This window comes from Streptomyces sp. NPDC058697 (assembly GCF_042715345.1).
GTDB lineage: Bacteria > Actinomycetota > Actinomycetes > Streptomycetales > Streptomycetaceae > Streptomyces > Streptomyces liliifuscus.
This window is the reverse complement of sequence record NZ_JBHXSU010000011.1, coordinates 211377-237369: the sequence shown is the minus strand read 5'-3', so window position 1 is coordinate 237369 and position 25993 is coordinate 211377. Positions and strand designations below refer to the sequence as shown.

24 protein-coding genes and 1 pseudogene are annotated in these 25993 nt (G+C 69.5%); 13 read left to right on the top strand and 12 right to left on the bottom strand.

From position 1 onward, the window contains the following. Window positions 1-12 precede the first annotated feature (12 nt). Together ACFWXQ_RS26110 and ACFWXQ_RS26105 are read right to left on the bottom strand one after the other, a co-directional pair. A complete protein-coding gene (locus tag ACFWXQ_RS26110) occupies window positions 13-888 on the bottom strand; it encodes a DUF429 domain-containing protein (protein WP_383949767.1) in 876 nt (291 codons plus the stop codon). Window positions 889-939: 51 nt separating this feature from the next. Then, on the bottom strand, window positions 940-1362 hold the full coding sequence (locus tag ACFWXQ_RS26105) for a PPOX class F420-dependent oxidoreductase (protein WP_383949764.1): 423 nt from the start codon (window positions 1360-1362) through the stop codon (window positions 940-942). A gap of 218 nt (window positions 1363-1580) precedes the next feature. On the opposite strand from ACFWXQ_RS26105, the gene ACFWXQ_RS26100 reads away from it, so the two are divergent. After that, window positions 1581-1943 (top strand): DUF952 domain-containing protein, encoded by a 363-nt coding sequence (locus ACFWXQ_RS26100; protein WP_383949762.1) that lies wholly within the window; start codon window positions 1581-1583, stop codon window positions 1941-1943. A 7-nt stretch (window positions 1944-1950) separates the two neighbouring features. On the opposite strand, the gene ACFWXQ_RS26095 is transcribed toward ACFWXQ_RS26100, so the two are convergent. Together ACFWXQ_RS26095 and ACFWXQ_RS26090 are read right to left on the bottom strand one after the other, a co-directional pair. Then, window positions 1951-3006, bottom strand: a complete 1056-nt coding sequence (locus ACFWXQ_RS26095) for a Gfo/Idh/MocA family oxidoreductase (RefSeq protein ID WP_383949759.1) — start codon at window positions 3004-3006, stop codon at window positions 1951-1953. Between the two features lie 117 nt (window positions 3007-3123). Continuing rightward, window positions 3124-3906 (bottom strand): TIM barrel protein, encoded by a 783-nt coding sequence (locus ACFWXQ_RS26090; protein WP_383949757.1) that lies wholly within the window; start codon window positions 3904-3906, stop codon window positions 3124-3126. A gap of 246 nt (window positions 3907-4152) precedes the next feature. On the opposite strand from ACFWXQ_RS26090, the gene ACFWXQ_RS26085 reads away from it, so the two are divergent. The 4 genes from ACFWXQ_RS26085 (at window position 4153) to ACFWXQ_RS26070 (ending at window position 8891) form a co-directional block, all read left to right on the top strand. Next, complete coding sequence (locus ACFWXQ_RS26085; protein WP_386269279.1) at window positions 4153-5205, top strand: LacI family DNA-binding transcriptional regulator; 1053 nt, start codon at window positions 4153-4155, stop codon at window positions 5203-5205. Window positions 5206-5441: 236 nt separating this feature from the next. Beyond that, the gene (locus tag ACFWXQ_RS26080) at window positions 5442-5894 is read left to right on the top strand and encodes a pyridoxamine 5'-phosphate oxidase family protein (RefSeq protein ID WP_383953368.1); all 453 of its coding nucleotides are present in this window, start codon (window positions 5442-5444) and stop codon (window positions 5892-5894) included. A 189-nt stretch (window positions 5895-6083) separates the two neighbouring features. After that, window positions 6084-8480: an ATP-binding cassette domain-containing protein gene (locus ACFWXQ_RS26075; RefSeq protein ID WP_383953364.1), complete on the top strand. Its 2397-nt coding sequence runs from the start codon at window positions 6084-6086 to the stop codon at window positions 8478-8480. Between the two features lie 18 nt (window positions 8481-8498). Further along, window positions 8499-8891: a molybdopterin-binding protein gene (locus ACFWXQ_RS26070; protein ID WP_383953362.1), complete on the top strand. Its 393-nt coding sequence runs from the start codon at window positions 8499-8501 to the stop codon at window positions 8889-8891. A 103-nt stretch (window positions 8892-8994) separates the two neighbouring features. Here the strand turns inward: ACFWXQ_RS26070 and ACFWXQ_RS26065 are convergent, their stop codons facing one another. The 4 genes from ACFWXQ_RS26065 to ACFWXQ_RS26050 form a co-directional block, all read right to left on the bottom strand. After that, window positions 8995-10155 carry an NAD-dependent formate dehydrogenase gene (locus ACFWXQ_RS26065; RefSeq protein WP_383953360.1) on the bottom strand — a complete coding sequence of 387 codons (1161 nt, stop codon included), beginning with the start codon at window positions 10153-10155 and terminating at the stop codon, window positions 8995-8997. Between the two features lie 146 nt (window positions 10156-10301). Next, window positions 10302-11231 (bottom strand): LysR substrate-binding domain-containing protein, encoded by a 930-nt coding sequence (locus ACFWXQ_RS26060; RefSeq protein WP_383953358.1) that lies wholly within the window; start codon window positions 11229-11231, stop codon window positions 10302-10304. 169 nt (window positions 11232-11400) lie between these two features. Beyond that, window positions 11401-11883: a molybdopterin-dependent oxidoreductase gene (locus ACFWXQ_RS26055; protein ID WP_383953356.1), complete on the bottom strand. Its 483-nt coding sequence runs from the start codon at window positions 11881-11883 to the stop codon at window positions 11401-11403. A 175-nt stretch (window positions 11884-12058) separates the two neighbouring features. Continuing rightward, a complete protein-coding gene (locus tag ACFWXQ_RS26050; RefSeq protein ID WP_383953354.1) occupies window positions 12059-12316 on the bottom strand; it encodes a hypothetical protein in 258 nt (85 codons plus the stop codon). Window positions 12317-12608: 292 nt separating this feature from the next. Here ACFWXQ_RS26050 and ACFWXQ_RS26045 point away from each other — a divergent pair, with 292 nt between their 5' ends. Further along, window positions 12609-13499 carry a DUF2236 domain-containing protein gene (locus ACFWXQ_RS26045; protein ID WP_383953352.1) on the top strand — a complete coding sequence of 297 codons (891 nt, stop codon included), beginning with the start codon at window positions 12609-12611 and terminating at the stop codon, window positions 13497-13499. Here the strand turns inward: ACFWXQ_RS26045 and ACFWXQ_RS26040 are convergent. After that, window positions 13492-14058, bottom strand: a complete 567-nt coding sequence (locus ACFWXQ_RS26040) for a flavin reductase family protein (protein ID WP_383953350.1) — start codon at window positions 14056-14058, stop codon at window positions 13492-13494. The genes ACFWXQ_RS26045 and ACFWXQ_RS26040 overlap by 8 nt on opposite strands. Before the next feature lie 193 nt (window positions 14059-14251). Further along, window positions 14252-15124: a helix-turn-helix transcriptional regulator gene (locus ACFWXQ_RS26035; RefSeq protein ID WP_383953348.1), complete on the bottom strand. Its 873-nt coding sequence runs from the start codon at window positions 15122-15124 to the stop codon at window positions 14252-14254. A 176-nt stretch (window positions 15125-15300) separates the two neighbouring features. Here ACFWXQ_RS26035 and ACFWXQ_RS26030 point away from each other — a divergent pair, with 176 nt between their 5' ends. From ACFWXQ_RS26030 to ACFWXQ_RS26010, 5 genes and pseudogenes are all read left to right on the top strand, one after another. Beyond that, window positions 15301-16176, top strand: a complete 876-nt coding sequence (locus tag ACFWXQ_RS26030; RefSeq protein WP_383953346.1) for a helix-turn-helix transcriptional regulator — start codon at window positions 15301-15303, stop codon at window positions 16174-16176. Between the two features lie 156 nt (window positions 16177-16332). Further along, window positions 16333-17165: pseudogene (locus ACFWXQ_RS26025) on the top strand (SDR family NAD(P)-dependent oxidoreductase). A gap of 85 nt (window positions 17166-17250) precedes the next feature. Next, window positions 17251-18033, top strand: a complete 783-nt coding sequence (locus tag ACFWXQ_RS26020) for an SDR family oxidoreductase (protein WP_383953344.1) — start codon at window positions 17251-17253, stop codon at window positions 18031-18033. A 241-nt stretch (window positions 18034-18274) separates the two neighbouring features. Then, window positions 18275-18445 (top strand): hypothetical protein, encoded by a 171-nt coding sequence (locus ACFWXQ_RS26015; protein ID WP_383948844.1) that lies wholly within the window; start codon window positions 18275-18277, stop codon window positions 18443-18445. A gap of 105 nt (window positions 18446-18550) precedes the next feature. Then, the gene (locus ACFWXQ_RS26010; protein WP_383948841.1) at window positions 18551-18886 is read left to right on the top strand and encodes a hypothetical protein; all 336 of its coding nucleotides are present in this window, start codon (window positions 18551-18553) and stop codon (window positions 18884-18886) included. Between the two features lie 106 nt (window positions 18887-18992). On the opposite strand, the gene ACFWXQ_RS26005 is transcribed toward ACFWXQ_RS26010, so the two are convergent. Beyond that, complete coding sequence (locus ACFWXQ_RS26005; protein ID WP_383948838.1) at window positions 18993-21743, bottom strand: trehalase family glycosidase; 2751 nt, start codon at window positions 21741-21743, stop codon at window positions 18993-18995. Window positions 21744-22481: 738 nt separating this feature from the next. Further along, window positions 22482-23006, bottom strand: a complete 525-nt coding sequence (locus ACFWXQ_RS26000; protein ID WP_383948835.1) for a GNAT family N-acetyltransferase — start codon at window positions 23004-23006, stop codon at window positions 22482-22484. Between the two features lie 599 nt (window positions 23007-23605). Here ACFWXQ_RS26000 and ACFWXQ_RS25995 point away from each other — a divergent pair. Both ACFWXQ_RS25995 and ACFWXQ_RS25990 read left to right on the top strand, forming a co-directional pair. Next, window positions 23606-24379, top strand: a complete 774-nt coding sequence (locus ACFWXQ_RS25995) for an Atu4866 domain-containing protein (protein ID WP_383948832.1) — start codon at window positions 23606-23608, stop codon at window positions 24377-24379. A 247-nt stretch (window positions 24380-24626) separates the two neighbouring features. Then, complete coding sequence (locus ACFWXQ_RS25990) at window positions 24627-25853, top strand: hypothetical protein (protein ID WP_383948829.1); 1227 nt, start codon at window positions 24627-24629, stop codon at window positions 25851-25853. Window positions 25854-25993 lie beyond the last annotated feature (140 nt).

Genomic DNA, 25993 nt, shown 5'->3' with positions numbered 1-25993 from the left:
TGTGGGGTGAGTCTAGGGAACGGGGTGGGGCGGGGCATCGGGTTTTTCGGGGGTTCGGTTCGCCTCGTCGCCCCGCCGCTGTTCCGGGCGGGCGGGCGCGATGATGGTCGGGGCCTGGCCGGGCGGGGCGAGGCTGTCCGTTCCCAGTACCTGGCAGCGTGTCAGGCCGTGTCGGGACCACAGTGCGGCCGTCCAGGCGCAGAGGAGTGCGTCGATGAGGTCTTCGCGGTGCTTGTAGAGGGCGTCCCGCTCCGGTGATGGCTCGGTCGTGAGGTGGCGGGAGACCGGGTGGGAATCGAGGAGCAGCGGCGGATCGGCCTCGGCGAGGGCCGCAAGACGCGCGATCAGTTCGTCGCACGTGTCCGCCCGTGTCGCACGCCACCCCTGCGGTGGTCTCCGTCCCGGCCGCTTGTACCTGGGGCGTTCCTGGTCGTAGCCCAGCTCCGCGGTGCCGACCAGGGTCGTGTACGGATAGCACTCGGACATGACCAGGCCGTCGGTCGGGGGCCCGGCCCTGCCGTCGTCGTAGGCCCAGCCGGTCTCCTGCAGTTTGGTCCGCAGCAGGACGCCGGCCTGGCGGGGAGAGCCCTGGTTGGTGCTGTTCGCGCTCACCTTCCAACGCCCGTACCGTCGGCCGACGTCACGCTCGCACGGTCGCTGGCCGGCCGGATTGTCGACGACCAGCGGCGCGTCGACAAAGACCAGGGTCGATCCGTCGACGGCCGTCCTCGCGAGCCACGCCATCGTCTCCTCGACGCCGCGCGTCCAGCCGCAGTCGATCACCGTGCCGTGACCGTCGATGGCGGCCACGCCGGTCTCGTTGGGCTTGACCCTCGCTCCGCCGTGCGACCAGGCGAGGTCGATGCCGATGAACCGCTCCATCCCCATGCGTCGGTGGTACCAGACATCGAACCCCGTCGCGTAGGGGGCGGCCCCTGGCTAGCCCATCGCCTGGTTGCTGTCCCGGTGGCTGCCCCAGCCGTGCCAGCGGTCGATCTCGATCCACGCGCTGACCCGCCCGCGTTTCCGGCTCGTGTACGCGTGGCCCAGGTATTGCGTGGACAGCCGGTCGATGTCGGCCAGGCCCTCGTCGTCACGCAGTTCGGCGACACGGCCGATGAGGGTCACGTGGGTGTACCAGCCGGACTCGTCGAGCACCGTCAGGGTGACCCGCGGGTCGTTGCGGATGTGGTCGAGGCGCTTGCGGCCCTCGTCCATGTTGACCAGCACACGCCCGTCGTCCCAGAGGTACCAGGTGGCCGCGGACACCGGCTGTCCGTCGGACCTGAGGGTGGCGATGACGGCGGGGTTGGGCTTCCTCAGCATGGCGACCACGGCCTCGGGAAGCGGCGGCTTCGACACGGACTCTCCTCTGCGTCATGGCTTCACGTTCTGTACGGCACCGAGCGGCCCCACACATCTGGCTCCGTGCGTCCGGCCCGGCGCCAACAGGGCACACACCCACGCTGCCACATCCCGGAGCCGAACCCCCGACGCCTCCCGGGGCGCACGCGGCGGAACCGGGTCGGGAGGGGCCTCCGACATGCCCGTACACCCGCCCGCCGTTGTATAACCGGCCCATGATCTACCACGCCGTGACACTCGGTGACTGGACCGCCCGTCCCGACCAGCCGTACGCCCCCGCCTCCCTCACGGAGGAAGGTTTCGTCCACTGCTCCCCCGACGAGACGACCACGCTGGCCGTCGTCAACGCCTTCTACCGGGACGCGCCGAGGCCCCTGCTGGCGCTGCTCCTCGACGAGGGCCGGCTCGCCGCGAGGTGCGTATGGGAAGCGGCGGATCCCACCCCGCCGCCGGGGGTCGACGAAGGCGTCCTGTTCCCCCACGTGTTCGGCCCCCTCGACCGCGACGCCGTCGAACGCGTCCTGGAGATCCAGTGGGACGAGGAAGGCCGGGCGACGGGTCTGAAGGACCTCAACTGACGGATCATCAGACCCTCACTCGGCCCTGCTCACCCTTGAGTTCGGCGATGCCGACCGGGACGCCCGTGGTGACCGACCGGACGGCCGCGAGCGCGATGGACAGTGCGGCCCGGGCGTCCTCACCGGTGGCCGAGGGGGTTCGCCCGGTACGGACGCTGTCTGCGAAGTCGGCGAGTTCGGCCACGTACGCGTCGTGGAACAGGTCCTGGTCGTACGTGACGCAGTCGGCGGCGGCGCCGTCCGGGCCGTACGAGGTGAGATGGGTGCGGCGGATGTCGCCCATGGTGAGCATTCCGGCGGAGCCGAGGACCTCGCCGCGCACGTCGTAGCCGTACACGGCCTGGAAGTTGGCCTCGGCGGTGGCGAGGGCGCCGTTGTCGAAGCGGATCGTGACCACGGCGGTGTCGAGCAGGCCGCGGTCCTTGAAGTCGGGGCGGACCAGGGCGTCGGCCCAGGCGAAGACCTCGACCGGTTCGGCGCCGGGGTTGAGGAAGCGCAGGGTGTCGAAGTCGTGGATGAGGGTTTCGAGGAAGATCGTCCACGGCGGGATGCGGGACGGGTCGTTGAGTTTGGGGTCCCGGGTGAGTGAGCGCAGCAGTTGGGGTGTGCCGATGTCACCGGCGGCGATCTTGTCGTGGGCGGCCCGGAAGCCGGCGTCGTAGCGGCGGTTGAAGCCCACCTGGAGCGGCACGCCCGCGTCACGGGCCGCGGCGACGGCCCGGTCGGCCTCCGCGAGGGTGACAGCCATGGGCTTCTCGCAGTAGACCGCCTTGCCCGCCCTGGCCGCAGCCACGACCAGGTCGGCGTGGGTGCGGGCCGGGGTGGAGATCACCACCGCCTCGATCCCCGGGTCGGCGAGGAGCTCGCCGATCTCGGTGTACGCCGTGGGAGAGCCGAGGTGGTCCGCGAGCCGGTCCGCCAGCTGGTCCGCGGCGCCCGGCGCCGGGTCGGCGACCGCGGCGAGGCGGACACCGGGGAGGCGGCGGGCGAGCGTCTCGGCGTGGAAGGAGCCCATCCGTCCGGCACCGACGAGGCCGACGGCGAGGGGCTGGTGTGTGGTCATCCGGGTTCTCCGTACGTCTGCGGGCTGGAGTTGGCGGGAAGAGGCGCACCTGGAAGGCGGGGCCCTGTGGAATGCGCGCCGTGTGGAACTGCGGCGCCGTGGGGAACTGCGGCCCCGTCAGGGCGTGAAGGCCGTGCGGAACCGCTCCAGGGCGAGGTCGCTGTCGGTGGAGGCCCATGCCTCCATGGCGACGGTGCCCTCATAGCCGAGGTCGGCGAGGGCGCGCGCGACGGCCGGGTAGTTGATCTCGCCCGTCCCCGGTTCGCAGCGGCCGGGTACGTCGGCGACCTGGATCTCGCCGATCAGGCCCAGGCCGTGGGCCCGGCGGACCAGTTCGACGAGGTTCCCCTCGCCGATCTGCGCGTGGTAGAGGTCGAGGTTCATCCGCAGCCCGGGACGGTCCACGGCGGCGACCAGGGCCAGGGTGTCGGCGGCCCTGGCGAACGGCACCCCGGGGTGGTCCACGGCGGTGTTGAGGTTCTCCAGGGTGAAGGTGACCCCGGCGCTCTCGCCCAGCTCGGCGAGGCGGGTGAGCGTGCGGTGGGCGGCGATCCACATCTCCCCGGTGGGCTCGCCGGCCACCGGCACCACGGGCAGGCCCTCGCCGTCCAGGCCGGTGCCGTGGAGGTTCAGCCGGGGGCAGCTGAGCTGCTCGGCCGCGCGGACCGACTCCTCGGCGGTACGCAGGAGTTCGGCGGCCCCGTCCTCGTCGGTGAGGCTGCCGCGGATGTAGCCGGTCATCGAGGAGAACTCGGCCGGGGTCCGGGCCAGGGCGTCCAGGTCGTGCCGGGTCCAGTCCCAGATCTCGACCTGGAATCCGGCATCGTGAACGCGCCGGGCCCGCTCGGGTATCGGCAGGTCCCGGAAGACCATCTCGGCACAGACCGCCAACGTGAACATCGCTGCTCGCCCTCTCTCGATTCGCCACGGGACCCATCCGACTAGAACGTTCTAGAGTCGGCCGGGAGCAGCAGTACGCCAGCCGCCGGGGCACCGTGTCAAGCTCCGGGACGGCCCGGAGCTAGAACGTTGCAGTTCTCCCCGACCAGCGCGTTCACCCTTGGTCTACGATCGTCGGCGGAAGCGGACACCTCGGCGGGGCATACCCCTCGGCCGAGTCACACACCTCGACCAGGGAGGCCTGCGGTGCCAGCGACCCCCGTGGTCCCGGACGGAAAGCGGCCGACCCTCGCCGACGTGGCGGCCCGGGCCGGTGTGTCCACGGCGCTGGTCTCCATCGTGATGCGCGAGGCCAAGGGCGCGAGCGCGGCCACCCGCGAGCGGGTGCTGGAGGCGGCGCGGGAGATCGGCTACCGGCCCGACTCCCGGGCGCGGTTGCTGCGCAGCAACCGCTCGCGTCTGCTCGGGGTGCAGTTCGGTCTCCAGCATCCCTTCCACACCGACCTTGTGGAGGGCATCTACGCGGCGGCCGAGTCCGTCGGCTACCAGGTCGCCCTCAGCGCCGTCGCCCCCAGCCGCGGTGAGCGGCAGGCGGTGGAGACGCTGCTCGGCGACCGCTGCGAGGCCCTGATCCTGCTCGGCCCGCAGGCCCCCGCCGCACGGCTGGCGGAGCTGTCGGCGCACCTGCCGGTGGTCTCCGTGGCGCGGCGGCTGCGACCGCACGCCGCCGGTGTGGACGTCGTGCGCACCGCCGACGACGAGGGCGCGCGCCAGGCCGTCGACCATCTGGTGGCCCTCGGGCATCGCGACATCGCCCACATCGACGGCGGAAAGGCACCCGGCGCCGCCGACCGGCGGCGCGGCTACCGCACCGCCATGAACCGCCACGGTCTCGCCGACCGTGCGCGCGTTCTGCCCGGCGGGCTGACCGAGGAGGACGGGGCCACGGCCGCCCGCGCGCTCCTCGACGCCCGGCCGCGGCCCACCGCCGTCCTCGCCTTCAACGACCGCTGCGCCACGGGCGTCCTCGACGCGTTCCTCCGTGCCCGGGTGTCCGTCCCCGACGAGATCTCCGTGGTCGGCTTCGACAACAGCCGTCTCGCCCGCCTCGCCCATATCGACCTCACCACCGTCGGCCAGGACGTCTCCCGCCTCGCCGAACTCGCCGTCGGCCGGGCCGTCGCGCGGCTGGAGGGCGAGGAGCGGTCCGGCACGGAGACCGTCATCGCCCCGCATCTCGTGACCCGCGGCACCACGGGGGCACCACCGGACGGCATCCAGCCGGTCGTACGTGGCTGAGAGGCCGTGTCGGTCGTACCTTGTGAAGCAGCCGAGCCGGTCATGCCTGGTGAAGTGCGTGAACGCATCGGTCAGGAATCGAGAAGCGTCGCCCGCGAGCCGCGGCTAGCGTGACGGACATGTGCTTCACCAGCCAACCGGGCTTCCCCCCGCGCGACAACACGGACGCGTCTTCGGACGCCTCAGGAGTGACCATGACCGGAGCCACCGGAGCCACCGCGAAGGAGCCGGCGCCGATGAGCGCGGCCCCCCGCTCCCGCGCACAGCGTCGTCGCGACACCGAGCACCGGCTCGCCCACGACGTCGATCTGTGGGTGGCGAGTGCTTCGGCGGACGGTACGCCCTACCTCGTACCGCTGTCCTTCGACTGGGACGGCGAGACGCTGCTGGTGGCCACGCCGACGAACAGCCCCACCGGCAGGAACCTGGCCGCCACCCGGACCGTACGGCTGGGCCTTGGTCCGACCCGGGACGTGGTCATGATCGACGGCGAGGTCGAGGTCCTGGAGATCGACGAGCTGCCGAAGGAGAGGGGCGACCGGTTCGCCGCGCACACCGAATTCGATCCGCGGACGCTGACGACGCCGTACCGCTGGTTCCGTATCTCTCCTCGCCGCATCCAGGCCTGGCGCGAAGTGAACGAGCTGGACGACCGCGAGCTGATGCGCGACGGCCGCTGGACGGTCTGACAACTCGGCCGGACGGGCTTCGGGTCGGCCCGGCCGACACCGCCGATCAGGAATGACGGCGTCCCGTTGCCGCGACCGGCGCCGACGAAGTAGAACCAGACATGCTGCTCGAAGCCGGTCGGATCGATCGAGCCAGGCGACGCCGACGGAACACCGTGAGAGCGGTCCCGTCCCACGGAGGGAGACACGATGAGCAAGGCCACGAGGACGGACGCGCAGTCGCCTGCGACGCACGATGCCGACAGCCACGACATGATCCGCGTGCACGGCGCGCGCGAGAACAATCTCAAGGACGTCAGCATCGAGATCCCCAAGCGGCGGCTGACGGTGTTCACCGGTGTCTCCGGCTCGGGCAAGAGCTCCCTGGTGTTCGACACGATCGCCGCGGAGTCGAAACGGCTGATCAATGAGACGTACAGCGCCTTCTTGCAGGGCTTCATGCCGACAATGGCGCGGCCGGAGGTGGACGTACTCGACGGGCTGACGACGGCGATCACCGTCGATCAGCAGCGGATGGGCGGGGACCCGCGCTCCACGGTCGGTACCGCCACCGACGCCAACGCGATGCTGCGCATCCTCTTCAGCCGGCTCGGCAAGCCCCACATCGGCCCGCCCAGCGCGTACTCCTTCAACACCGCCTCGGTCCGGGCGAGCGGCGGCATCACCGTCGAGCGTGGTGCCGACAAGACCAAGACCGTGAAGGCGACCTTCAACCGCACCGGCGGTATGTGCACCCGCTGCGAGGGCCGGGGCAAGGTCTCCGACATCGACCTCACCCAGCTCTACGACGACTCCAAGTCGCTTGCCGAGGGCGCGTTCACCATCCCCGGCTGGAAGTCGGACAGCCAGTGGACCGTGGGGCTCTACGCCCAGTCGGGCTTCCTCGACCCGAACAAGCCGATCCGCAGGTTCACCAAGAAGGAGATGCACGCCTTCCTCTACGGCGAGCCGACCAAGGTGAAGGTCAACGGCGTCAACCTCACCTACGAGGGGCTGATCCCCAAGATCCAGAAGTCGTTCCTGTCCAAGGACAAGGAAGCGATGCAGCCGCACATCCGGGCGTTCGTGGAACGGGCGGTCACCTTCGCCACCTGTCCCGAGTGCGACGGCACGCGGCTGACCGAGGGCGCCCGCTCGTCGAAGATCAACCGGAAGAGCATCGCCGACGCCTGCGCGATGGAGATCAGGGACCTGGCCGAGTGGGTCCGCGGCGTCAAGGAGCCGTCGGTTGCGCCGCTGCTCACCGCGCTCCAGCAGACCCTCGACTCCTTCGTGCAGATCGGTCTCGGCTACCTCTCGCTCGACCGGGCGTCGGGCACGCTGTCCGGCGGTGAGGCGCAGCGCGTCAAGATGATCCGCCACCTCGGCTCCTCGCTCACCGATGTCACGTACGTCTTCGACGAGCCCACCGCGGGCCTGCACCCGCATGACATCCAGCGGATGAACAACCTGCTGCTGCAGCTGCGGGACAAGGGCAACACCGTGCTCGTCGTCGAGCACAAGCCGGAAGTGATCGCGATCGCCGACCATGTCGTCGACCTGGGCCCCGGCGCCGGCACGGCGGGCGGCACCGTCTGCTTCGAGGGCACCGTCGAAGGGCTGAAGGCCGGTGACACCATCACCGGCCGCCACCTCGACGACCGGGCCTCCCTCAAGGAGGAGGTCCGCAAGTCCACCGGTGCGCTGGAGATCCGCGGCGCGACGGCGAACAACCTGCGGGACGTCGACGTCGACATCCCGCTCGGGGTGCTCAGCGTCATCACCGGCGTCGCGGGCTCCGGCAAGAGCTCGCTCGTGCACGGGTCGGTCCCCACCGACGAGGGTGTGGTGTCGATCGACCAGAGCCCGATCCGCGGATCGCGGCGCAGCAACCCGGCGACGTACACCGGGCTGCTCGAACCGATCCGCAAGGCGTTCGCCAAGGCCAACGACGTGAAGCCCGCGCTGTTCAGCGCCAACTCCGAGGGCGCCTGCCCCACCTGCAACGGCGCCGGGGTCATCTACAGCGACCTCGGCATCATGGCCGGCACCTCCACCACCTGCGAGGACTGCGGCGGCAAGCGGTTCGACGCGTCGGTGCTCGAGTACCGCCTCGGCGGGCGCGACATCAGCGAGGTGCTCGCGATGCCGGTGACCGAGGCCGAGGAGTTCTTCGGCTCCGGCGAGGCGGCCACGCCCGCCGCGCACCGGATCCTCCAGCGGCTCGCCGACGTCGGGCTCGGCTATCTCACCATCGGCCAGCCGCTCACCACACTGTCCGGCGGCGAGCGGCAGCGGCTCAAGCTGGCCACCCACATGGGAGACAAGGGCGGTGTCTACGTCCTGGACGAGCCGACCACCGGCCTCCACCTCGCCGACGTCGAGCAGCTCCTCGGCCTGCTCGACCGGCTCGTCGACTCCGGCAAGTCGGTCATCGTCATCGAGCACCACCAGGCGGTCATGGCACACGCGGACTGGATCATCGACCTCGGTCCCGGCGCCGGCCACGACGGCGGAAAGATCGTCTTCGAGGGCACTCCCGCGGACCTCGTCGCCGACCGTTCCACCCTCACCGGCGAGCACCTGGCGGCGTACGTCGGTGCCTGATCGCCTATCTTGACGCCTATGCAGTCCTACACGATCGGCCAGGCAGCGAGGCTGCTCGGAGTCAGTCCGGACACCGCTCGGCGGTGGGCGGACGCGGGCCGGGTGGCCACGCACCGGGACGAGGGCGGTCGGCGCCTCGTCGACGGGCGGGACCTGGCCGCCTTCTCCGTCGAGCTGGCGAAGAGCGGCGGCGAGGAGGACGTGTCGTACACCTCCGTCCGCAACGCCTTTCCCGGCATCGTCACCGCCGTGAAGCTCGGCGATGTCGCGGCCCAGGTGGAGATCCAGGCCGGTCCGCACCGGCTGGTGTCGCTGCTGACCCGGGAGGCCGTGGAGGAGCTGGGTCTTGAGGTCGGGGTGGAGGCCACCGCCCGGGTGAAGTCGACGAACGTGCACATCGACCGCGCCTGAGGGGAACGGGGGTGGCCTCCGCCGGTCACATCCCGGCCGGGCCGGTCACTTGGTGGCCGAAGACCGGTGCACGGTCAGTTGGCGACCGAGTACCAGCGCGCGGTCACTTCGTGACCGAGTACGAGTGCGCGCCCGTTCCCGCCAGGGCGCCGCCGTCCACGATCAGGTACTCGTCGCGGATCGGGCGGCCCGCCAGCCACGACTCCAGGATTTCGCGGGTGCCCGCCGCGTAGCGGGCCTGCGCGGAGAGGGAGGAGCCGGAGATGTGCGGGGTCATGCCGTGGTGCGGCATGGTCCGCCAGGGATGGTCGGGCGGGGCCGGCTGCGGGTACCAGACGTCGCCCGCGTAGCCCGCCAACTGGCCGCTGCGCAGCGCCCGGTCGACGGCGTCCCGGTCGGCGATCTTCGCCCGCGCGGTGTTGATGAGGTACGCGCCGCGCTTCATCTCACCCAGCAGCTTGTCGCCGAACAGCCCTTCCGTCTCCGGGTGCAGCGGCGCGTTGATCGTGACGACGTCGCAGTGCGGCACCATGTCGGCGGCCGACTCGTGGAAGGTCAGGCCCAGTTCCCGCTCGACGTCCTCGGGCAGGCGGTGCCGGTCGGTGTAGTGCAGCTTCACGTCGAAGGGCGCGAGGCGGCGCAGCACCGCGAGGCCGATGCGCCCGGCGGCCACCGTACCGACGTGCATGCCCTCCAGGTCGTACGAACGGGCCACGCAGTCGGCGATGTTCCAGCCGCCGTCCAGCACCACCTGGTGGGAGGGCAGGTAGTTGCGGACGAGGGACAGGGTCATCATCACCACGTGTTCGGCGACGCTGATGCTGTTGCAGTACGTCACCTCCGCGACCGTCACTCCGTGAGCGATGGCCGCGTCGAGGTCGACGTGGTCGGAGCCGATGCCGGCGGTGATCGCGAGCTTGAGGTTCTTCGCGGCGGCGACGCGTTCCGGGGTCAGATACGCCGGCCAGAACGGCTGGGAGATCACCACGTCGGCGTCGGGCAGCTCACGGTCGAAGACCGAGCCGTCGCCCTCCTTGTCGGAGGTGACGACCAGGGTGTGCCCGGCGGCCTCCAGGAAGCGGCGCAGGCCGAGTTCACCGGACACGCTGCCGAGAAGGTGGCCCGGTGTGAAGTCGACCTCGGAGGGGGTCGGGGCACTCTGGCCGCCGGGGTAGTGGTCGATCGCGGGGAGGTCGTCACGGGCGTACGAGGTCGGGTATCCGTCGGTGGGGTCGTCGTACAGGACGCAGAGCACCTTGGCCATGTCGCAGCTCCTCGACTCCGGGGTCCGGGAGTTCGGCTCAACTCCCGTGCGGGAAGGTGGAATTCACGATCCTCCGGGTCGAACGCGCTGGTCAAAGCGAACTTCGCTATGCCCGTATAGCCGACGGCTATCAACGCCGACGGCTATCAACCCGGATCCGCGGTTTCCAGATACGTCCGCAGCCGCTCGTCCAGCGCCTCCCGTACGCCCGCCTCCCGCGCCACCGCCACCAGCGCAGCGGCCAGTACGGAGGGAGGGTCGTCCGGGCCGGTCACCAGCCCCACCCTCGGTCCATGGCCGGGCCCCTCCAGCGGTATCACCCTCATCCCCTCCGGTACGCCGAACATGTGCAGCCACGCGTGCGAGATCACGCTGGACCAGCGGCCGCCCGGGAGGTGCGCGTACAGCCCCGCCACGCTGTCCGACTCGATCGCGGGGGCGGCCTTCGCGCCGTCGGCCGCGAAGCACTCGTCGATGATGCGGCGGTTGCGCATGCGCGGGCCGAGCAGACACAGCGGGAGGGCGGCGGCCTGGGCCCAGCGGGCCGTGGAGGCGGTGGCGAGCGGGCCGTCGGTGGGGGTGAGCAGGACGTACCGCTCCTCGTACAGCGGCAGTCGGCGCAGCGAGTCGTCGTCGAGGTACGTCATCGCCGCGTCCAGCTCGAACTCGGCGAGTCCGTGGGTGATGTCGGCCGAGGACAGGGACTCGATGCTGACGCGGGCGCGCGGGTGGCGGTCGCAGAAGGGGGTCGTCAGCAGGGAGGCGGCCGGCAGGGCTGTCGGGACCACTCCGAGGCGGAGCGTGCCCGTCAGTCCGTCGCCCAGGGCGGACAACTCCTGGCGGAGTGCGTCGCGTTCGGCGAGCATGCGGTGCGCCCAGGCCAGCACCACCTCGCCCTCCGGGGTGAGGCCCTCGTACCGTCTCCCCCGCCGCACGATCGGGACGTGCAGTTCGTGTTCGAGGCGGCGGATCGCGGCGGACAGCGACGGCTGGGAGACATAGCAGGCGGCCGCCGCGCGGGCGAAGTGGCGTTCGCGGGCGAGGGCGACCAGGTACTCCAGCTGACGCAGTTGCATGCGTGACCTCCGCGGGAGGGGGCTGCGTGCCCGGGGTGCCGGTGTGCCGACGTACAGCATGGGCCGGGCCGTGCGCCTCCGGGGAGGCCGACCGCGTCGGTTGCTGTCACGTACCGGCCGGTGTCGCGTACGGGCTCGTGTCCACGTACGTGTCACATACGGGCCCGTGTCACGTCCACGGTGTGTAGCCGCCGTCCACGCGGATCGTGTCGATGCCGCTGATGTGCCGGGCGCCGCAGCGGTCCTGGGGCAGGACGAGTTGGGGGCCCTCGCGGTCGAGCGGGGTGCCGTCGATGCCGACCGCGAGCAGGACCGGCGCGCGGCCGAAGTCGGGGTCGATCTCGGCCCAGGACAGCAGCGCATGGTGGCCGTCCCGGCTGGACACGGCGATGAGGAAGCGCAGCCGGTCCTTGCGGCGGGCGGGATCGAAGGCAGGGCCGGCGGCCGTCAGCACGTCGTACAGGAGCGGGCCGGTGAAGCGGTGATGCCGGATACCGCTGGTGGCGCACTCGAAGCTGACCGCGGCCTCGTGCTGCGGCCAGGCGAGCAGGTCGGCCACCGTCAGCCGGGCCGGGCGGTCCAGATCACCGGCGAGCACCAGTTCCGCCAGGGGACCGGCGGCTGTACGGGCAGCTGCGAGGAACTGGCTCACGGGCTACCACCTCCCGCATGACCGTACCCGGACACCCACCTCACACAAACGCACATGCCACCCCTACGGATGGCTGCCTCGATGAATGCCAAGCGAAGTCGGGTTTTCACCTAGCATCTGCGGCACAGCGAAAGATGTGTGCACGTCTGCCGTGGGCCTCCCGGGCCGGCTGTCGTCAGGCGTCTTCGGGTTCCAGCTCGAACGTGAAGTAGATGCTCAGCGTGTAGGGCTCGTCCTCGTCGTACGCGTAGTCCCATGAGACATCCAGCAGGAAGACCTGGTTCTCCCCCACCCACTCCTGGGCCTTCCCGAAGGCTTCCGCGGCGGTGGTGGCGGGGAACAGTTTTCTGGCTATGGGATGCACCTGGCTCTCGGCATCGGAGTCGTCGAAATCCTCCGGGACATCGAGGCAGAGGTCGGGATCGAGCTCCATGGACTGCGCCCTTCGGTCGGCTGCCGGTACGAGTGGACAGAGGCTGCTCCTGATCCTCCGAACACGACGCCGGGAAGGACGCCCGGGCACCTGGAACGGTTGCTTCGCAGGGTGCGGGTGGTATGGCGCAAGTCACAACGGGCCGCGGTATCGAGGGGAGGAGCAGGAGCGTCCTCTCCCCCACGGGGATCATGCGCCGTCCTGCGGGCGAAGCCGACGGACGTACGGCAAGGACGCCACAGCGCATGGTCGGAGACAGGGGGAACCGACGTTGCGCCGCGGATACAAGTGGGTGGACCGTGAACTGTCCGGGATGGATCCGGAGACCGACTGGGAGCGGATGGTCTCGCTCTATGTCGGCCACCGCGTCCCGGAGTTCGCCCTGGCGATGATGGTCTATCCGGGCACCATGCGCATGATGCAGCCGAGTTTCGGGTCCGCCACGCTGGCCCACACCTCGAAGCTGGAGAAGAGGCCCCACCGGCGTTTCCAGGACGGCAACGACTTCCTGATGGCCTGGATGGTGGACGGCCTGTCCAGTACGGCGGGCCGCGGGGCCGCCGTACGGCTGAACCGTATCCACCTGGCCGTCGCCCGCGGAACCCCGCACTTACCCGGCAACTTCGACGACACCGACGACTTCGTCTATCCGCTGGTGCTGCTGGCCACGTTCGGCGACCGTCTCCAGACCTCGCTTGGCCTGCCGGGCACCAGCGAACCCATGAAGACCGCCTGGCACCGATGGGCGCAGGCGCTCTTCCGCCTCCTGGAACGCGAGTCCGGCCCGCTGTCCGACGAGGCGTTTCCCGAGGACTGGGACGCGATGATCGCGTTCGCCGTCGAGTTCGAGTCCAGGCCGTACGAGCCGACGGAGTCCGGCCATCGCGTGGCGAGCGCGATGATGAACTTCTTCGCGGAGCGCTGGTTCCCCGCCCCCTTACGGTCGTTCGGCAGCGATCTGACCCGCTACCTCGCGGGCGAGCGGGTCTGCCGGGTCCATCGCATCGGCTGGATCAGCCCCCGCCGTGAGCGTCTCGTCCGCGTCTTCCTCAAGTCCGCGTTCCGCGCCCAGCGCCTGCTCCCGGACTCCCGCACACCGCTCCCGGAACGCCTCCGACGGAACCGGCGCACCAACGCACAGCTCAAGGAGCTGGAGCCCCACCGGACCACCGGCACTACATGAGGTACTGCCACTTGGTCATGCGGTCCTTCAGGTCGACGGTCGGCCCGTCCAGAGTGAAGGTTCCGTCTCCGCGGTGATGGAACAGCTGCGGGTGCGGCTGCGAGGGGTCGGTCCACGCCCTGACGGGTTCGAGGAGGAAGAGGCTGTACGCGGCCACGAGGCTGGTGTCGGCGACCCTGCACTCGATGTTGGCGAAGCACTCGGCCACCAGCGGGGCCTGGACCTGCTCACCGGTCACGGCGGTCAGGTCGAACTCCTCGAACTTGTCCACGTCGGCGCCCGAACAGTTGCCGATGTCGACCACGGTGGCGGCCATGTCCGCCGTCGGGACCGAGACGACGCACTCGCCGGTCTCTACCAGCGCCTGGTAGCTGTGGTCCCAGGGGCCGATGGTGCACGCGATCAGAGGCGGGGCGTGGCGCACCATCATGTTGAACCCGTTGGTCATCACGTTCGGGATGCCGCGATGCCTGGTGGTGACCAGGATGACGGGGCCGGGTTCGATGAGCCGGTGAACCTGGTCCAGGGGGTGGGGCTGAAGGTCCTTGACGGTGATCATGTCTGCTCCTGGCGCCGTGCGGTCCGGGCGCCGGCATCCGGGCCCGGCGCACTGTCTGTCGCATCGAGTGTCGGCAGACGGGCACGCCGCCATGAAGGCCACGTTTTTCCTGGGTGTGGCAGGACCAGGTTCCTGGGTGCGGCAGGACCGGCCTCGCCCCGGATCACATGATCCCGCTCTCCGCTCTCCGCTGCTACTGCTCCTTGCCTGCGAGGTCGGCCACGGGCGCGGCGGCCCGGGCCGGCTTCGGCTCGACCGCCATGGCCCTCAGCGTCTCGAAGGCGGTCGCCGTCGGGCTGGCCGGTTCGGCCTGATAGACGACCAGTTGCTGATGCGGAGCCCCATTGACGGTGAACGCGGCGAACTTGATGTTCAGGTCACCGACCTCGGGATGCTTGAGGTGCTTGCCTTCCTGGGACTTGCTCTTGACCTCGTGCATCTTCCAGAGCCCGGCGAACTCCTCGCTCTGGGCCGACAGTTCCGCGACGACCTCGGCGATACGGGCCGATTCGGGATCGTGGCCGTAGGCCGCCCTGATCTCGGCGACGCAGGAGTGCGCGGCCCGCTCCCATTCCTGGTAGAACTCGCGCCCTGCCGGGTCGACGAACACCATGCGGGCGAGGTTGTCGAACCGGTCGAATCCGCTGTGGAGGGCCGTGGCGAGGGAGTTGCCCGCCATGATGTCGAGGGCCGGACCGACCACGAAGGCCGGGGTGTGCTCCCATCCGTCCATCAGCTGCAACAGTTGCCCGCTGACCTCCGCCTCGCCCCAGTCGCGCGGGCGCTGCGAGGCGGTGAGGCAGAGGCGGTTGAGGTGGTCGGCGGCTTCCGCGTCCAGTTTCAGCGCGAGTGCCACGGCCTCGACCACCTGCGCGGAGGGGCTGCTTTCACGCCCCTGTTCCAGCCTGATGTAGTAGTCGGAGCTGACTCCTGCGAGTAGCGCGACTTCCTCTCTGCGGAGTCCCGGCACCCGACGTCGCCCGTATTCGGGGAGACCGACGTCGTGCGGCTTGAGGGCCTCTCGACGGGCTCTGAGGAAATCACCCAAAGGTGTCCCATTGCTCATGCGGCAAGCCTAGATGGTTTCCGACCGACCAGAAGTCCGGGTTGTGCAATATGACACCGGGCGACAGGAACGTATACGCAGAGTAGCCACAGGGCGAAGCGCACCGGCAATCCTGGGTGTAACGCACCCACCGTCCACGTACCTTTTCCGGGCGTTCTCCGCCTAGCCTCGAAAGCATGGACAACGACACGCGCGCCGACCTGGTTGAAGGGCTGGGTCGGTTTCTCCGCTCGCGCAGGGAACGCCTCAGCCCCGCGGACGCCGGGCTGTCCGGAGCCGGCCGGCGAAGGGTGCCCGGCCTTCGGCGCGACGAGGTCGCGGCGCTGGCGGGTGTCAGCCTGAGCTACTACAGCCGGCTGGAGCAGGGCCGTGAACTCAGCCCCTCGCCGCGGGTTCTGGAGGCGATGGCCCGCGTGCTGCGTCTCGGGGAGGAGGACAGGCGGGAACTCTTCCGGCTGGCCCGGCCGGCGACCCGCCGCACGAGGTCCCCCATCCGGGTCGAGCGTGTCCGCCCGCACCTGCGGCAACTGATCGAGGGCTGGACCAGGACACCGGCCTTCATCATCGGCCACGCCCAGGACCTGCTGGCCACCAACGCGCTGGCCGACGCCCTCTACGGAGACTTCGCCCAGCACGACAACGTACTGCGCATGCTCTTCCTGGACCCGGCGGCGAAGACCTTCTACCGGAACGCGGAACGGGCCAAGAACCGCGCGGTCGCCGACCTTCAGCAGACCGCCGCGAGCACGCCCGAGGATCCCCGCATCCTGGAGCTCGTCGGTGAACTGTCGGTGCGCAGCGGCGAGTTCCGCTCCCTGTGGGCACGCGAGTACACCCGGGTCCCGCCGTACGAGGTCAAGCAGATGTACCACTCCGGCGTGGGAGACCTGGAGTTGAGGCACGAGGCCCTCAACATCCGCAGCGCCCAGGGACAGCAGCTGGTGATCCTTCAGGCGGAGCCGGGGTCTCCCTCCGCGGACCGCCTGTCCCTGCTGGGTTCCATCAGCGCGCCCGAAGTACCTCACCAGCAGAATCCCCCGCACGGCACCTGAGCCGGGTTCGTTCTTCGCCCGCATGCTCGCCTCGCCTTCCTAGGTATGGGACTCCCAGGAAAAGCGCAGCCTTCATCGCGCCATCACCGACGGGCAGACTCGAATTCGTCAACAGGAAATCCCCGAAAAGGGGAAAAGACGAAAGAGGGTTTTCCCATGGCTACGTGGTTTGTCACCGGCGCTTCCCGCGGAATCGGTGCCGAAATCGCTCGGGCCGCCCTGGCGGACGGAAACAATGTCGTGGTCGCCGTACGGAACCCGGAGCGTGTGCCGGCCGATCTGAAGGATTCCGACCACGTCTTCGCGGTCGCCCTGGACGTCACGGACAACGACAGCATCCCGCAGGCGGTCGACGCCGCCGTGGAGCGCTTCGGCGGCATCGACGTCCTGGTGAACAACGCCGGCCGCGGCCTGCTCGGCGCGCTGGAGGAGATCACCGACGCGGAGGCCCGGTCGCTGTTCGACCTCAACGTGTTCGGCCTGATCAATGTCACCCGCGCCGTGCTGCCCGTGATGCGCAAGCAGGGCTCGGGCAAGCTCGTGCACATCGGTTCCCGTTCGGGCTTCGAGGGCGAGCCCGGCGTCAGCCTGTACTCCGCCTCGAAGTTCGCCGTCGCCGGCATCAGCGAAGCGCTCTCCGCCGAGATGGCCCCGTTCGGAATCCAGTCGGTGGTCGTGGAGCCGGGTGTCTTCCGCACCGACTTCCTCGACTCCAGCTCGCTCTCCGTGGCCGCGAACCGCATCACCGACTACGACGACACCCCCGCGCACGTGACGCTGGACTGGATCGACCGGGCCAACCACGCCCAGCTCGGCGACCCGGTCAAGGGCGCCGCCCTCATCGTCGAGGTCGCTTCCGCCGAGAAGCTGCCCACGCACCTCTACCTGGGTCGCGACACCCTTGAGCGGCTCGACGTCAAGTACCGGCAGGTGACCTGGCCCCGTGGCGCGAGAAGTCCGCCGCCACCGGGCACGAGGACGCCGCCTGACGTATCGCCGACTCTCCCCCCACACACATTCGGCTCTCCGCACCTTCGGCTCTCCCCACCTTCCGATCAAAGAGATTGAGGTTTTGTGATGTCTGCTGCTCTGCTCACGGGCACTCCCCTGGCCGGTCGTGTCGCCGTCGTCTCCGGCGCCTCCAGCGGCATGGGTGCCGTCACCGCCGAACGTCTCGCCGAACTCGGCGCCACCGTGGTCGTGCTGGCCCGGCGCAAGGAGCGTCTCGACAGCCTGGTCAAGAACATCGAGGCCGCCGGCGGCACCGCGTTGGCCCTGGCCGTCGACGTCACCGACCGCGCCGCCGTCCAGACCGCCGCCGACCAGGTCGCCGCGCGCTTCGGCAAGGCCGACCTCGTCTTCAACAACGCCGGCGTCCAACTCATCTCAGGCATCGAGGAGTTGAAGGTCGACGACTGGCAGCGCCAGATCGACCTCAACATCAGCGGCCTGATGAACGTCATCGCCGCGTTCCTCCCCCACCTGACGGACTCCGCCGCCCAGGGCAAGTCCGCCGACCTGATCAACACCTCGTCCATCGCGGCCACCCGCATCCTGGCGAAGTTCTCCATCTACTCCGGCACCAAGGCGTACATCAGCCATCTCACCCGGCTGCTCCGCGTCGAACTCGGTCCCAAGATGGTCCGCGTCGCCACCATCGAGCCCGGCATGGTCGACACCGAGCTGCCCGACCATGTCACCGACCCCGACGCGTCCAAGCTGATGGCCGACCTCATCCACGACATCGACGTCCTCCAGAGCGCCGACGTCGCCGAGACCGTTGCCTTCATGGCCGCCGTCCCGCGCCACGTCAACCTCACCGAGATCACCATCCTGCCGACGGCCCAGGTCGTCTGAGGTCCGTCCCGTCATGGCGGGGGAGGAACAGCACTCCGCTGTTCCTCCCCCGCCATGACGCGTCGGCGGACATGACGGCCCACACCGCCGAGCGGCCACCGGGCGCCCGCGCCCGCACCGTCCAAGCTCCGGGCCATGCGCGTATTGGTCTTGGAGGACAATCCCGAGCTGGGGCCCTGGCGGGACGCGTGGCCGCGGCCTTCGCCCTCGCCGCTCAACGCGCTGCCGCGGCTTCCCGACCATGAAGAAGTGCACGGCCGCCCCGCCGACAGGAGCCTGGACCGACTTCGACGGCAAGGGCGCCCGGTACGTGGACGACGTGGGCGCCTGGCAGACCGTGGAACCCGCCCTCGACTTCACCACGACGGCACTGCTGGCCTTCGCCCTGACCGCACAGGCCGACAGCCGGTAGCCGGTAGCCGGTAGCCGGTAGCCGGTAGCCGGTAACGGGCAGACCAGCCTCTGAGTCTCCTCAAGTCACTTGGCACACACGGATCATGACGGCGAGGCTGATCCCATGACAGGAATCATGGGACTGAGCAAGAAGAACAACTTCGTACTGGCCATCCGGGACGCGGACGTGGTCGCGGCGGCCCTGCGCGAGGCACTTGCCGGGGCCTCGCCGGAGGAGCGCCCGGGCCTGGAACGCGCCGCCGCACTCGTCGAGTCCACCGCCGCCGCCACCGAATCCCAGCTGCGCGCCCGCTGGGTCCGCTCCCGGCTGGCCGACGCCGGCTTCACCGGAGACATCACCTCGGTCGCGGCGGTGAAGGCACTGCGTCAGGCGGAGCCACAGCTGAGCCTGCTGGCGGCGGTGCAGCTGCAGAAGGACGCAGTGGCCCACCCGGAGTGATCCGGCAGCCCCCGAACACGCGGGGAGCGGGGGCTGCCGGAGGCGTCGTACTGCCCAGGACGTACGGTCGGTCGTACCGCTCAGGACCTGAGATGGGGCGTACCCCTCAGGACGTGAGGTAGCAGGACTTGCTCACGCCGGGCAGCGGATCGGTGCCGAATGCCGCCGTCGTGCAACCGGTGCCGCCGGTGAACGACTTGTACACGAAACTGCCCCGTGCGCCGTAGGCGACGGTTCGCTGTCCGCTGAAGGAGCACGTGCCGCCTTCGGCGGAGCAGGCCGTGGCATAACCGGCCGGGCCGCCGGTGGCGGTGTAGCAGGCCTTCGACTCCCCGGAGATCGGGTCGCCGAACGTGGCGTCGGTGCACGGGGTGTTGCCGGTGGCCGTGACGGTGGCGAACGCGCCGAAGGCTCCGTACATCACCGGCTGTCCGGCGGCGGCCGGACAAGTGCCGTTCTGGTCCGCGCACTTGGTCCAGCCGCCTGGCGGTCCCCCGGCCGGCGGCAGGTAGCAGGACTTGGCCACGCCGTCGATGGGATCGCCGAAGTGGGCGTTGGTACAGGCGACGGAGCCGTTGGTGACCTGGTGGGCGAAGTTGCCGTTGGCGCCGTACGCCACGTCGCGGTTGTAGCCGGGCACGGAGCAGTCGGCACCCTCGGCCGCGCAGACGGTGTATCCGGGCGGGCCGCCCGCGTCGGCGACATAGCAGGACTTGACGAGATCCGACGCCGGGTCGCCGCCGAAGGCGGTGTTGGTGCACGCGGTGCTGTCGGTCACCGTCTTGTACCTGTACGTCCCGGCCCCGTAGGCCACCGAGCGGGTGCCGCTGAAGGAGCACGTACCGCCCTCGTCCGCACACCGGGTGAAGCCCGCGCGCAGGGCGCCGGTACCCGGCTCGGCGGGCGGAGCGGGATTGCCCAGTCCGGTGGCGGTCACGGTGTAGCCGCCCGGGGCGACACCGGTGAGGTGGACGTAGGTGTCGTCCTGGCTGCCGCCGGTGATGCCGGAGGTGGGCGTGAAGGTTCCGTTGCGCCAGACGACGTTGCCGTTCACCGACACCGTGACGTTGCCGCCGCCGAACTTCGGGACGCCGATACGGCCGGTGGTGCCGGACGGGCTGGTCAGGTGCGCGGAGTAGGTGCCGGCGGCGGGGTCGCGGGACCAGGACGCGTTGACGGCGCCCTGCGGCATGGTGATGCGGCCCTCGGCGCTGGTCAGATCGCCGGGGTGCGGGACGAAGCGGTACGCACCGGTCGCCGACTCCGGTGCGGTGCCGAGCACGTCGAAGGTGAGCGTGGAGGTCGGCGCGCTGGACCAGCCGTGGGCCAGGCTCATGAACGAACCGCCGTAGGCGAGGCCTCCGTCCGCCTTGATGCCCTCCCAGAAGGTGCTCTTGGTGCCGATGTCGCTGTTCAGCATGTGGCCCCAGGTGCGACGGATCTGGTCCAGGGCGCCGTGGTCGTCATTGGCGGTGAAGCGGGCGTTCAGCTCCATGCCGCCCACGAACGGCGAGACGTTGCCGCCCCACTCGGGGGTGGTCGGACCGTAGGTGCCCCAGCGGGTGCCGAGCCCCGCGATGACACTCTTCGCCTTGGCCGTGGAGTCGGTGAGCCCGTACCAGACGGCGAGCGAGTTGCCGTCCTGCGGGTACAGGCCGCTGGTCGGGTTGTCCTTGTACATCCCCTTCGAGGCGTCCCACAGACGGGAGTTGGCGGCGGTCTTGAGGGCGGCCGCCCTGCTGTTCCAGCTCGCGGCGAGCGCGCTGTCGCCCTCGACGGTGGCCAGGGTGGCGCCGCCCCTGAGCGCTGCGTACAGCAGTGCGTTGGCGGAGATGTTCTCGCCGCCCTGGCCGGACCGGGCCCAGTCCTGCGTGCGGGTCACATTGAGCAGGTTGCTGGCGCCGATCTTGTTGATGATGAAGGCCATCCCACGCTTGTAGTCGGCCCATTGGGAGTCCAGCCACGCCCGGTCGGCCGTGTACGTGTAGTACGTCGACGTGCCCAGCAGCGTCCAGGTGTGGTAGGTGTCCGAGCCCTTGAGATTGAACGGCGGTCCCGACCAGGGGATTTCACCTTCGGCGGACTGCGCGTCGAACATCGTGGTGAGCGCGTTGCGGGTCGAGGTGAGGTCGCCCGAGTACGCGTACTGGCTGGGTACGGCGATGCCGAGGTCCCCGGGCCACACCGTACGGTCGCGCTTGGCCCCGTCGACCAGGATGGAGTCACCCACCCCGACGGTGGCGCCGTTGTCCCACTCCGAGGCGGGCGGGGGCCAGGCGCGGCCCTGGTTCGAGGCGATCGTGTTGAGCTGCACGGTGTACGCCCCGGCGTACCAGATGCGGTTGAGCAGTTCGTCGTTGGAGTGGAAGTAGTTGGCGTAGTCGGCCGGGTTGGCCTTCCCGGGAGCCGCCGTGAAGTTGAGGCTGACACCCTTGAGGTCCACCCAGCCCGAGGTGTCGAGGAAGACGGTGAGGTAGCGGAAGCCGCCCCGCTGTCTCGCGGTGGGCACGGTGTAGGTGCCGTTGGCGGAAGCAGTGGCGTAGAGGGCCCCGTCCTCGCCGTCGCGACCGCTGCTCCGGTCGCTGTTGTTGCCCACGTACAGGGACGACTCGCTGTACGCCAAGCCGACCCGTTGGCCGCCGCTGCTGGTGCTACCGAAAGACAACGTTGTCACACCACCGACTTCCTTGCCGAAGTCGAGAGTGATGGCCGACTGCGAGCCGGAGATCCTCGTCGACTGCCCACTGAGGACGTTCTGCGGGTTCGCGACACTGCCGGACGTCTTGCGCACGGCGGTCGGGCTGAGGGTGCGCGAGGTCGGCGAGTAGTTCAGCGGGTCAACGGCAGCTCGGGGCAAGCCAGTCGGGGCTTCCGACGGCGCCGCGGACGCGGGTGCGGATGCGGGTGCGGATGCGGGTGCGGATGCGCCGGCTGACGGCGCGGGAGCCATGGCCAGCGCGGAGGCCACGACCATGGCGAGGCCAACCAGGCGCCCTGGAAAGGGCGTTCGGCGGAACAGGGGACGGCGGCGGCGCCGCATGAATACCTCCCGGATCGGTTCGGAAACGAGCTGTTGTCTGAATCGATTCAAATCAATCGCCCACGAAGGCCTGGGATGGATGGAACAGTGGGTCTGCGAGGCGCCTCGCCGAAGTTGCACCGATGATGGGCGCCCAGAAATGGACTGTCAACCCATCGCGCCCCTCCTGAACTCCCCTGAAAATGCCGCCCCTTTGAGGCATTGACAGGGCCTCGCCAAAACGATTCACTGCCCCGGGGACAGGTATGGACCAGTGCTCGTTGCCTGGCCGGGAGGGCGAGGCTGCTGGGTGAATGAGGGGGAGCGTCGCCGGCGCCACAACAGGCCGTAGGCCGTCTCCCGCTCGCCGTAGCGGACGGGCACACCGCGCCGGGGAGCACCGGTCCGGGTCGTCACCGTATGCCGTTGATCGGCTGGCGTTTGGACCAAACCGGCGGCCGTCCCGGCTTCTTATCCGCCGGCAATGGCGGCTCCAGTCTGGCCCCTGCTCGTCGCCCAACCTCCGCGCCCCACGAGTGGATCGCGGCAGATCTTGATCCACTTCTGAAACGGGTCTCAGCAGAGCTCGCCCGCCAGCAGCCCCATCGTGAACATGTCGTACCACTTGCCGTCACGGCGGAAGACCTGACGAAGGCGGCCCTCCTCAACGAAGCCGACCTTCTCGTAGACCCTGCGCGCAGCATGGTTCTCGGTAACCACGGTCAGCGTTATTTTGTGGAGGCGCATGTCCTCGAAGCCGTAGCGGCAGATCGTCCGCACCGCATCGGTGGCGTATCCGCGGCCCCAATACGCCTTCTCACCCAGGTAGATATCAAGCTGTGCGATGCCCTTCTCCGGGGCCGCGTCGTGCAGCATGACCAGGCCGATGAGCTGGCCGTCGGCCAGCGCCTCAATGCCAAGGAGCAAGTCTCCATAGGCGTTGCGGGGGCGCTCCTCCAGCCACTTGCGGACGCGCTCCACCGGCTGGGCATATGTGTCGTCCATCCACCGCATGACGTGAGGGTCATGGTTCCAGCGCCACAGTGCGTCGGCATCCGCGGGACCCATCGCCCGCAGTTTCACCAGTTCTCCGAGCGCCATGCTCACCGACCCCTGTACGTCTCGTGATCATCTTACGAATCACGAAGTGGTACCACGGTCGGGATCGCACGCTCAATCGGTTTCGGCGGTGCCGAAATCGGGTCCATGGCAAGTTCAGGAGAAAGCGCCGGCTGCCAGGGGAACATCCCCCGGTGTGGGCAGCTGCCCGTTGCAGTTGGGGGAAGCCGAGGAGGTGGGACTTCTGAAGCACGCCCTCGGAGCGCTCACCGCCGCCGCGGGCTGACCGACGGGGCCGGCAGCTGACAGCACTCGGGGTCTCGGTCCGGGTGGGAGCAGGTGCTCGGGTCGTCGATGCCGGTCGCCGCGTGCTGGTCGGCGGGCACGGGGCGCGCGTGAACGCGTGTCGACCGAGCCGCGGCCCGGAGGGGGCGTCGCAGGACGTTCCGCCGCGCCCCGAGCCGGCGCGCTGGGTGGGTGTCAAACACCTGGGTAAACGGCGGCCTGGTTCCGTTTCGTGGGCGCGATCAGGCTGGCCGTAGGGCAGCCGCAAGGAGCTGCCGACCCCGCCTCGGCCGGCGTGAACGCGCTCGACGCAATCCACAGGCCGACGGAACCGATCACCTGAGGAGCTGCTGGCGATGAGCGACACCGACATGGACATGGGCATGGAAATGGACACCGTGCACTGGAACAGCAAGGCCTTCGACGAGATCGTCTCGAACGAGGCGGGACGGCCCGTCCTGTTCACCAACGCCCGGGTCCTGACGATGGACCCGCTGATCGGGACCATGACCGGCGCCGACGTCCTGCTCGTGGGCGCCCTGCTCGTGGGCGTCGGCCCCGGCATCATCACCGCGGCACAGGACGACAACGCCATCGTCGTCGACTGCACGGGCATGACGGTCGTACCGGCCGTCGTGGACACCGTCGCCCTGGTCGGCGGACGCGGCCACCGCTCGGAGTACGTCGCGACACTGACGCCGGGGAACGTCGGCGACCTGCTCGTCGTCCCCGACGAGTTCGCCGCCGACGTGGCGAGCGCACAGGCCACCCTCCTGACCCGCCCGGACCGGGTCCAGGCCCTGGTCGCGGCCGGCAAGCCCGTCCTGTGGGCCGGGACCGACGCCCCCGACCGCCCCACCGCGCCCGAGGCCGGTATCCCGGCCGCTCAGGACCTGACCGGCAGCCCGCGCGTCGGCGTCTGGATCGACAAGAACGACTTCCTGCACCAGGAACTCACCGCCGACGGCCGCTACGACGAGACCCGAGGCGGCCGCCCGCACGCCTACCAGGGCCGGTACTGGATCGACGGCGACCGCATCGACTACCTGGACGACCTCGGCTTCTGGGCCTTCGGCGAGTTCCAGGACGACGAGCTGCACCACGCGGGGTACGCCATGCGACTGGGCTGACCCTTTGCCGTACTGGCCAAAGCCGGCACGAGCCTTGACCGTAACGGTTCTGGCCCGTACCGGCTTTGGCCAGTTCCAGCTGTGGTCAGTTCCAGCTTGGTCAGTATCGGCTCCGAAGAAACCAGTGGCAGGCCGGCGAGCTCCAGCCCCTGCGGTCAACGTTTTCCGATGATCGGGGCTCTTGCATCACTCGGCCCAACTACCCTTAATCACCCTCGGATACGGGGAGTCACTACAAGAACGGGCGATGGACATCGAGATTCAGCTGATCAGTGACGGCGATGGACTTGCGGTCATCGGGAACCCGACGGATGTCGAACACTTCCTCCTCTCCGAGGGCCTGTTGTCGTTGTCGGAGGACCTCGGACTGCGAAAGCTCGGGCCTTTCCTCCGTGCCGGGGCTGGAATCGCACGGGCGGGATCCGAAGTCGCCGCCAACTCGGGTCGCTGGGTGAAGCTGACCGACGAGTCCGCGCAAGCCATCAGAAGATTCGGGCTGAGGGAAAGTTCGAAGACGGGTCTCTGTACAGGTGTGATCAAGGGGAGCAGGGGTCGGATCGGGGGATTCGTCGAAATCGTGAGGGGGCCCGGATCACTTCTGTCCAACCCGGCGATTCTCGCTGGCGCCGCGGGGATCATGGCGCAGCTCGCAAGGCAGCATGAAATGAACGAGATCAAGGACTATCTCGCCACGATCGACATGAAGGTCGACGACGTGCTCCACGCCCAGAAGAGCGCCGAGTTGGCGAAAGTGATCGGAGCCGGCCTCGACATCAAGTCCGCCATGACCGTTCGAGAGCAGGCTGGTCGGGTCGACGAGACCACGTGGTCGACGGTGCAGGGCAGGACCCATACGATCACAGACGCCCTCGGGTGGGCATTGCTCCAACTCGACGCACTCGCAGAGAGAGTGGAGAGCAAGACCAAGATCGGTGACCTCGCGAGGATGGCCGAGGAAGCGGAGTCCGAGGTCCGGGAGTTGCTCGCCGTTCTGGCTCGTTGCTTTGAACTGCAGGATGCGATGGACGTTCTGCGACTGGACCGGGTGCTGGACGTGTCTCCGGCCGAGCTGGACGGGCATCGCCTCGCGCTGAACGCCGACCGGCAGGACCGGCAGGACCGGCAGGACCGGCAGGAACGCATCTCACGAGAGACCGAGCACCTGATGGCCCGCATCGATGCGGCCGGCAGGGCCAACTCGAAGGTGCTGCTGCACTCGGCCACGTCCCGGGCTGTGGTGGGCTCGATCAACCGTGTCGGGATCGCTGTCGATGACTTCCACAGGCCGCTCGGAATCGAGTTCGGGCGACATCCGCTGGAGGCGACACGATGGTTGGACGCGGCCCGGGATCCGGGGCAGTTGAAGACCGCGGCCGCGGAGGCCGGGCGCATGGCGCTCGCCGGAGCAGCGGGCCTGGGGGCTCTGGGAGCTCTGGGGGTTGTAGCTAAGAAGGCCACGGAGAAGGGTAAGTGAGCGCGGGCCGACCGCCATGGCTTCCCGGACCTCGGCGTCCAGCTCGGCGGCCGAGTGCTCGCCGCGATCGGAGACGACCGCCCCCTGTTCGCCGTCGCCGCTTGGCGCCGCCGATTCCCGTCGCCGATTCCCGTCTCCGT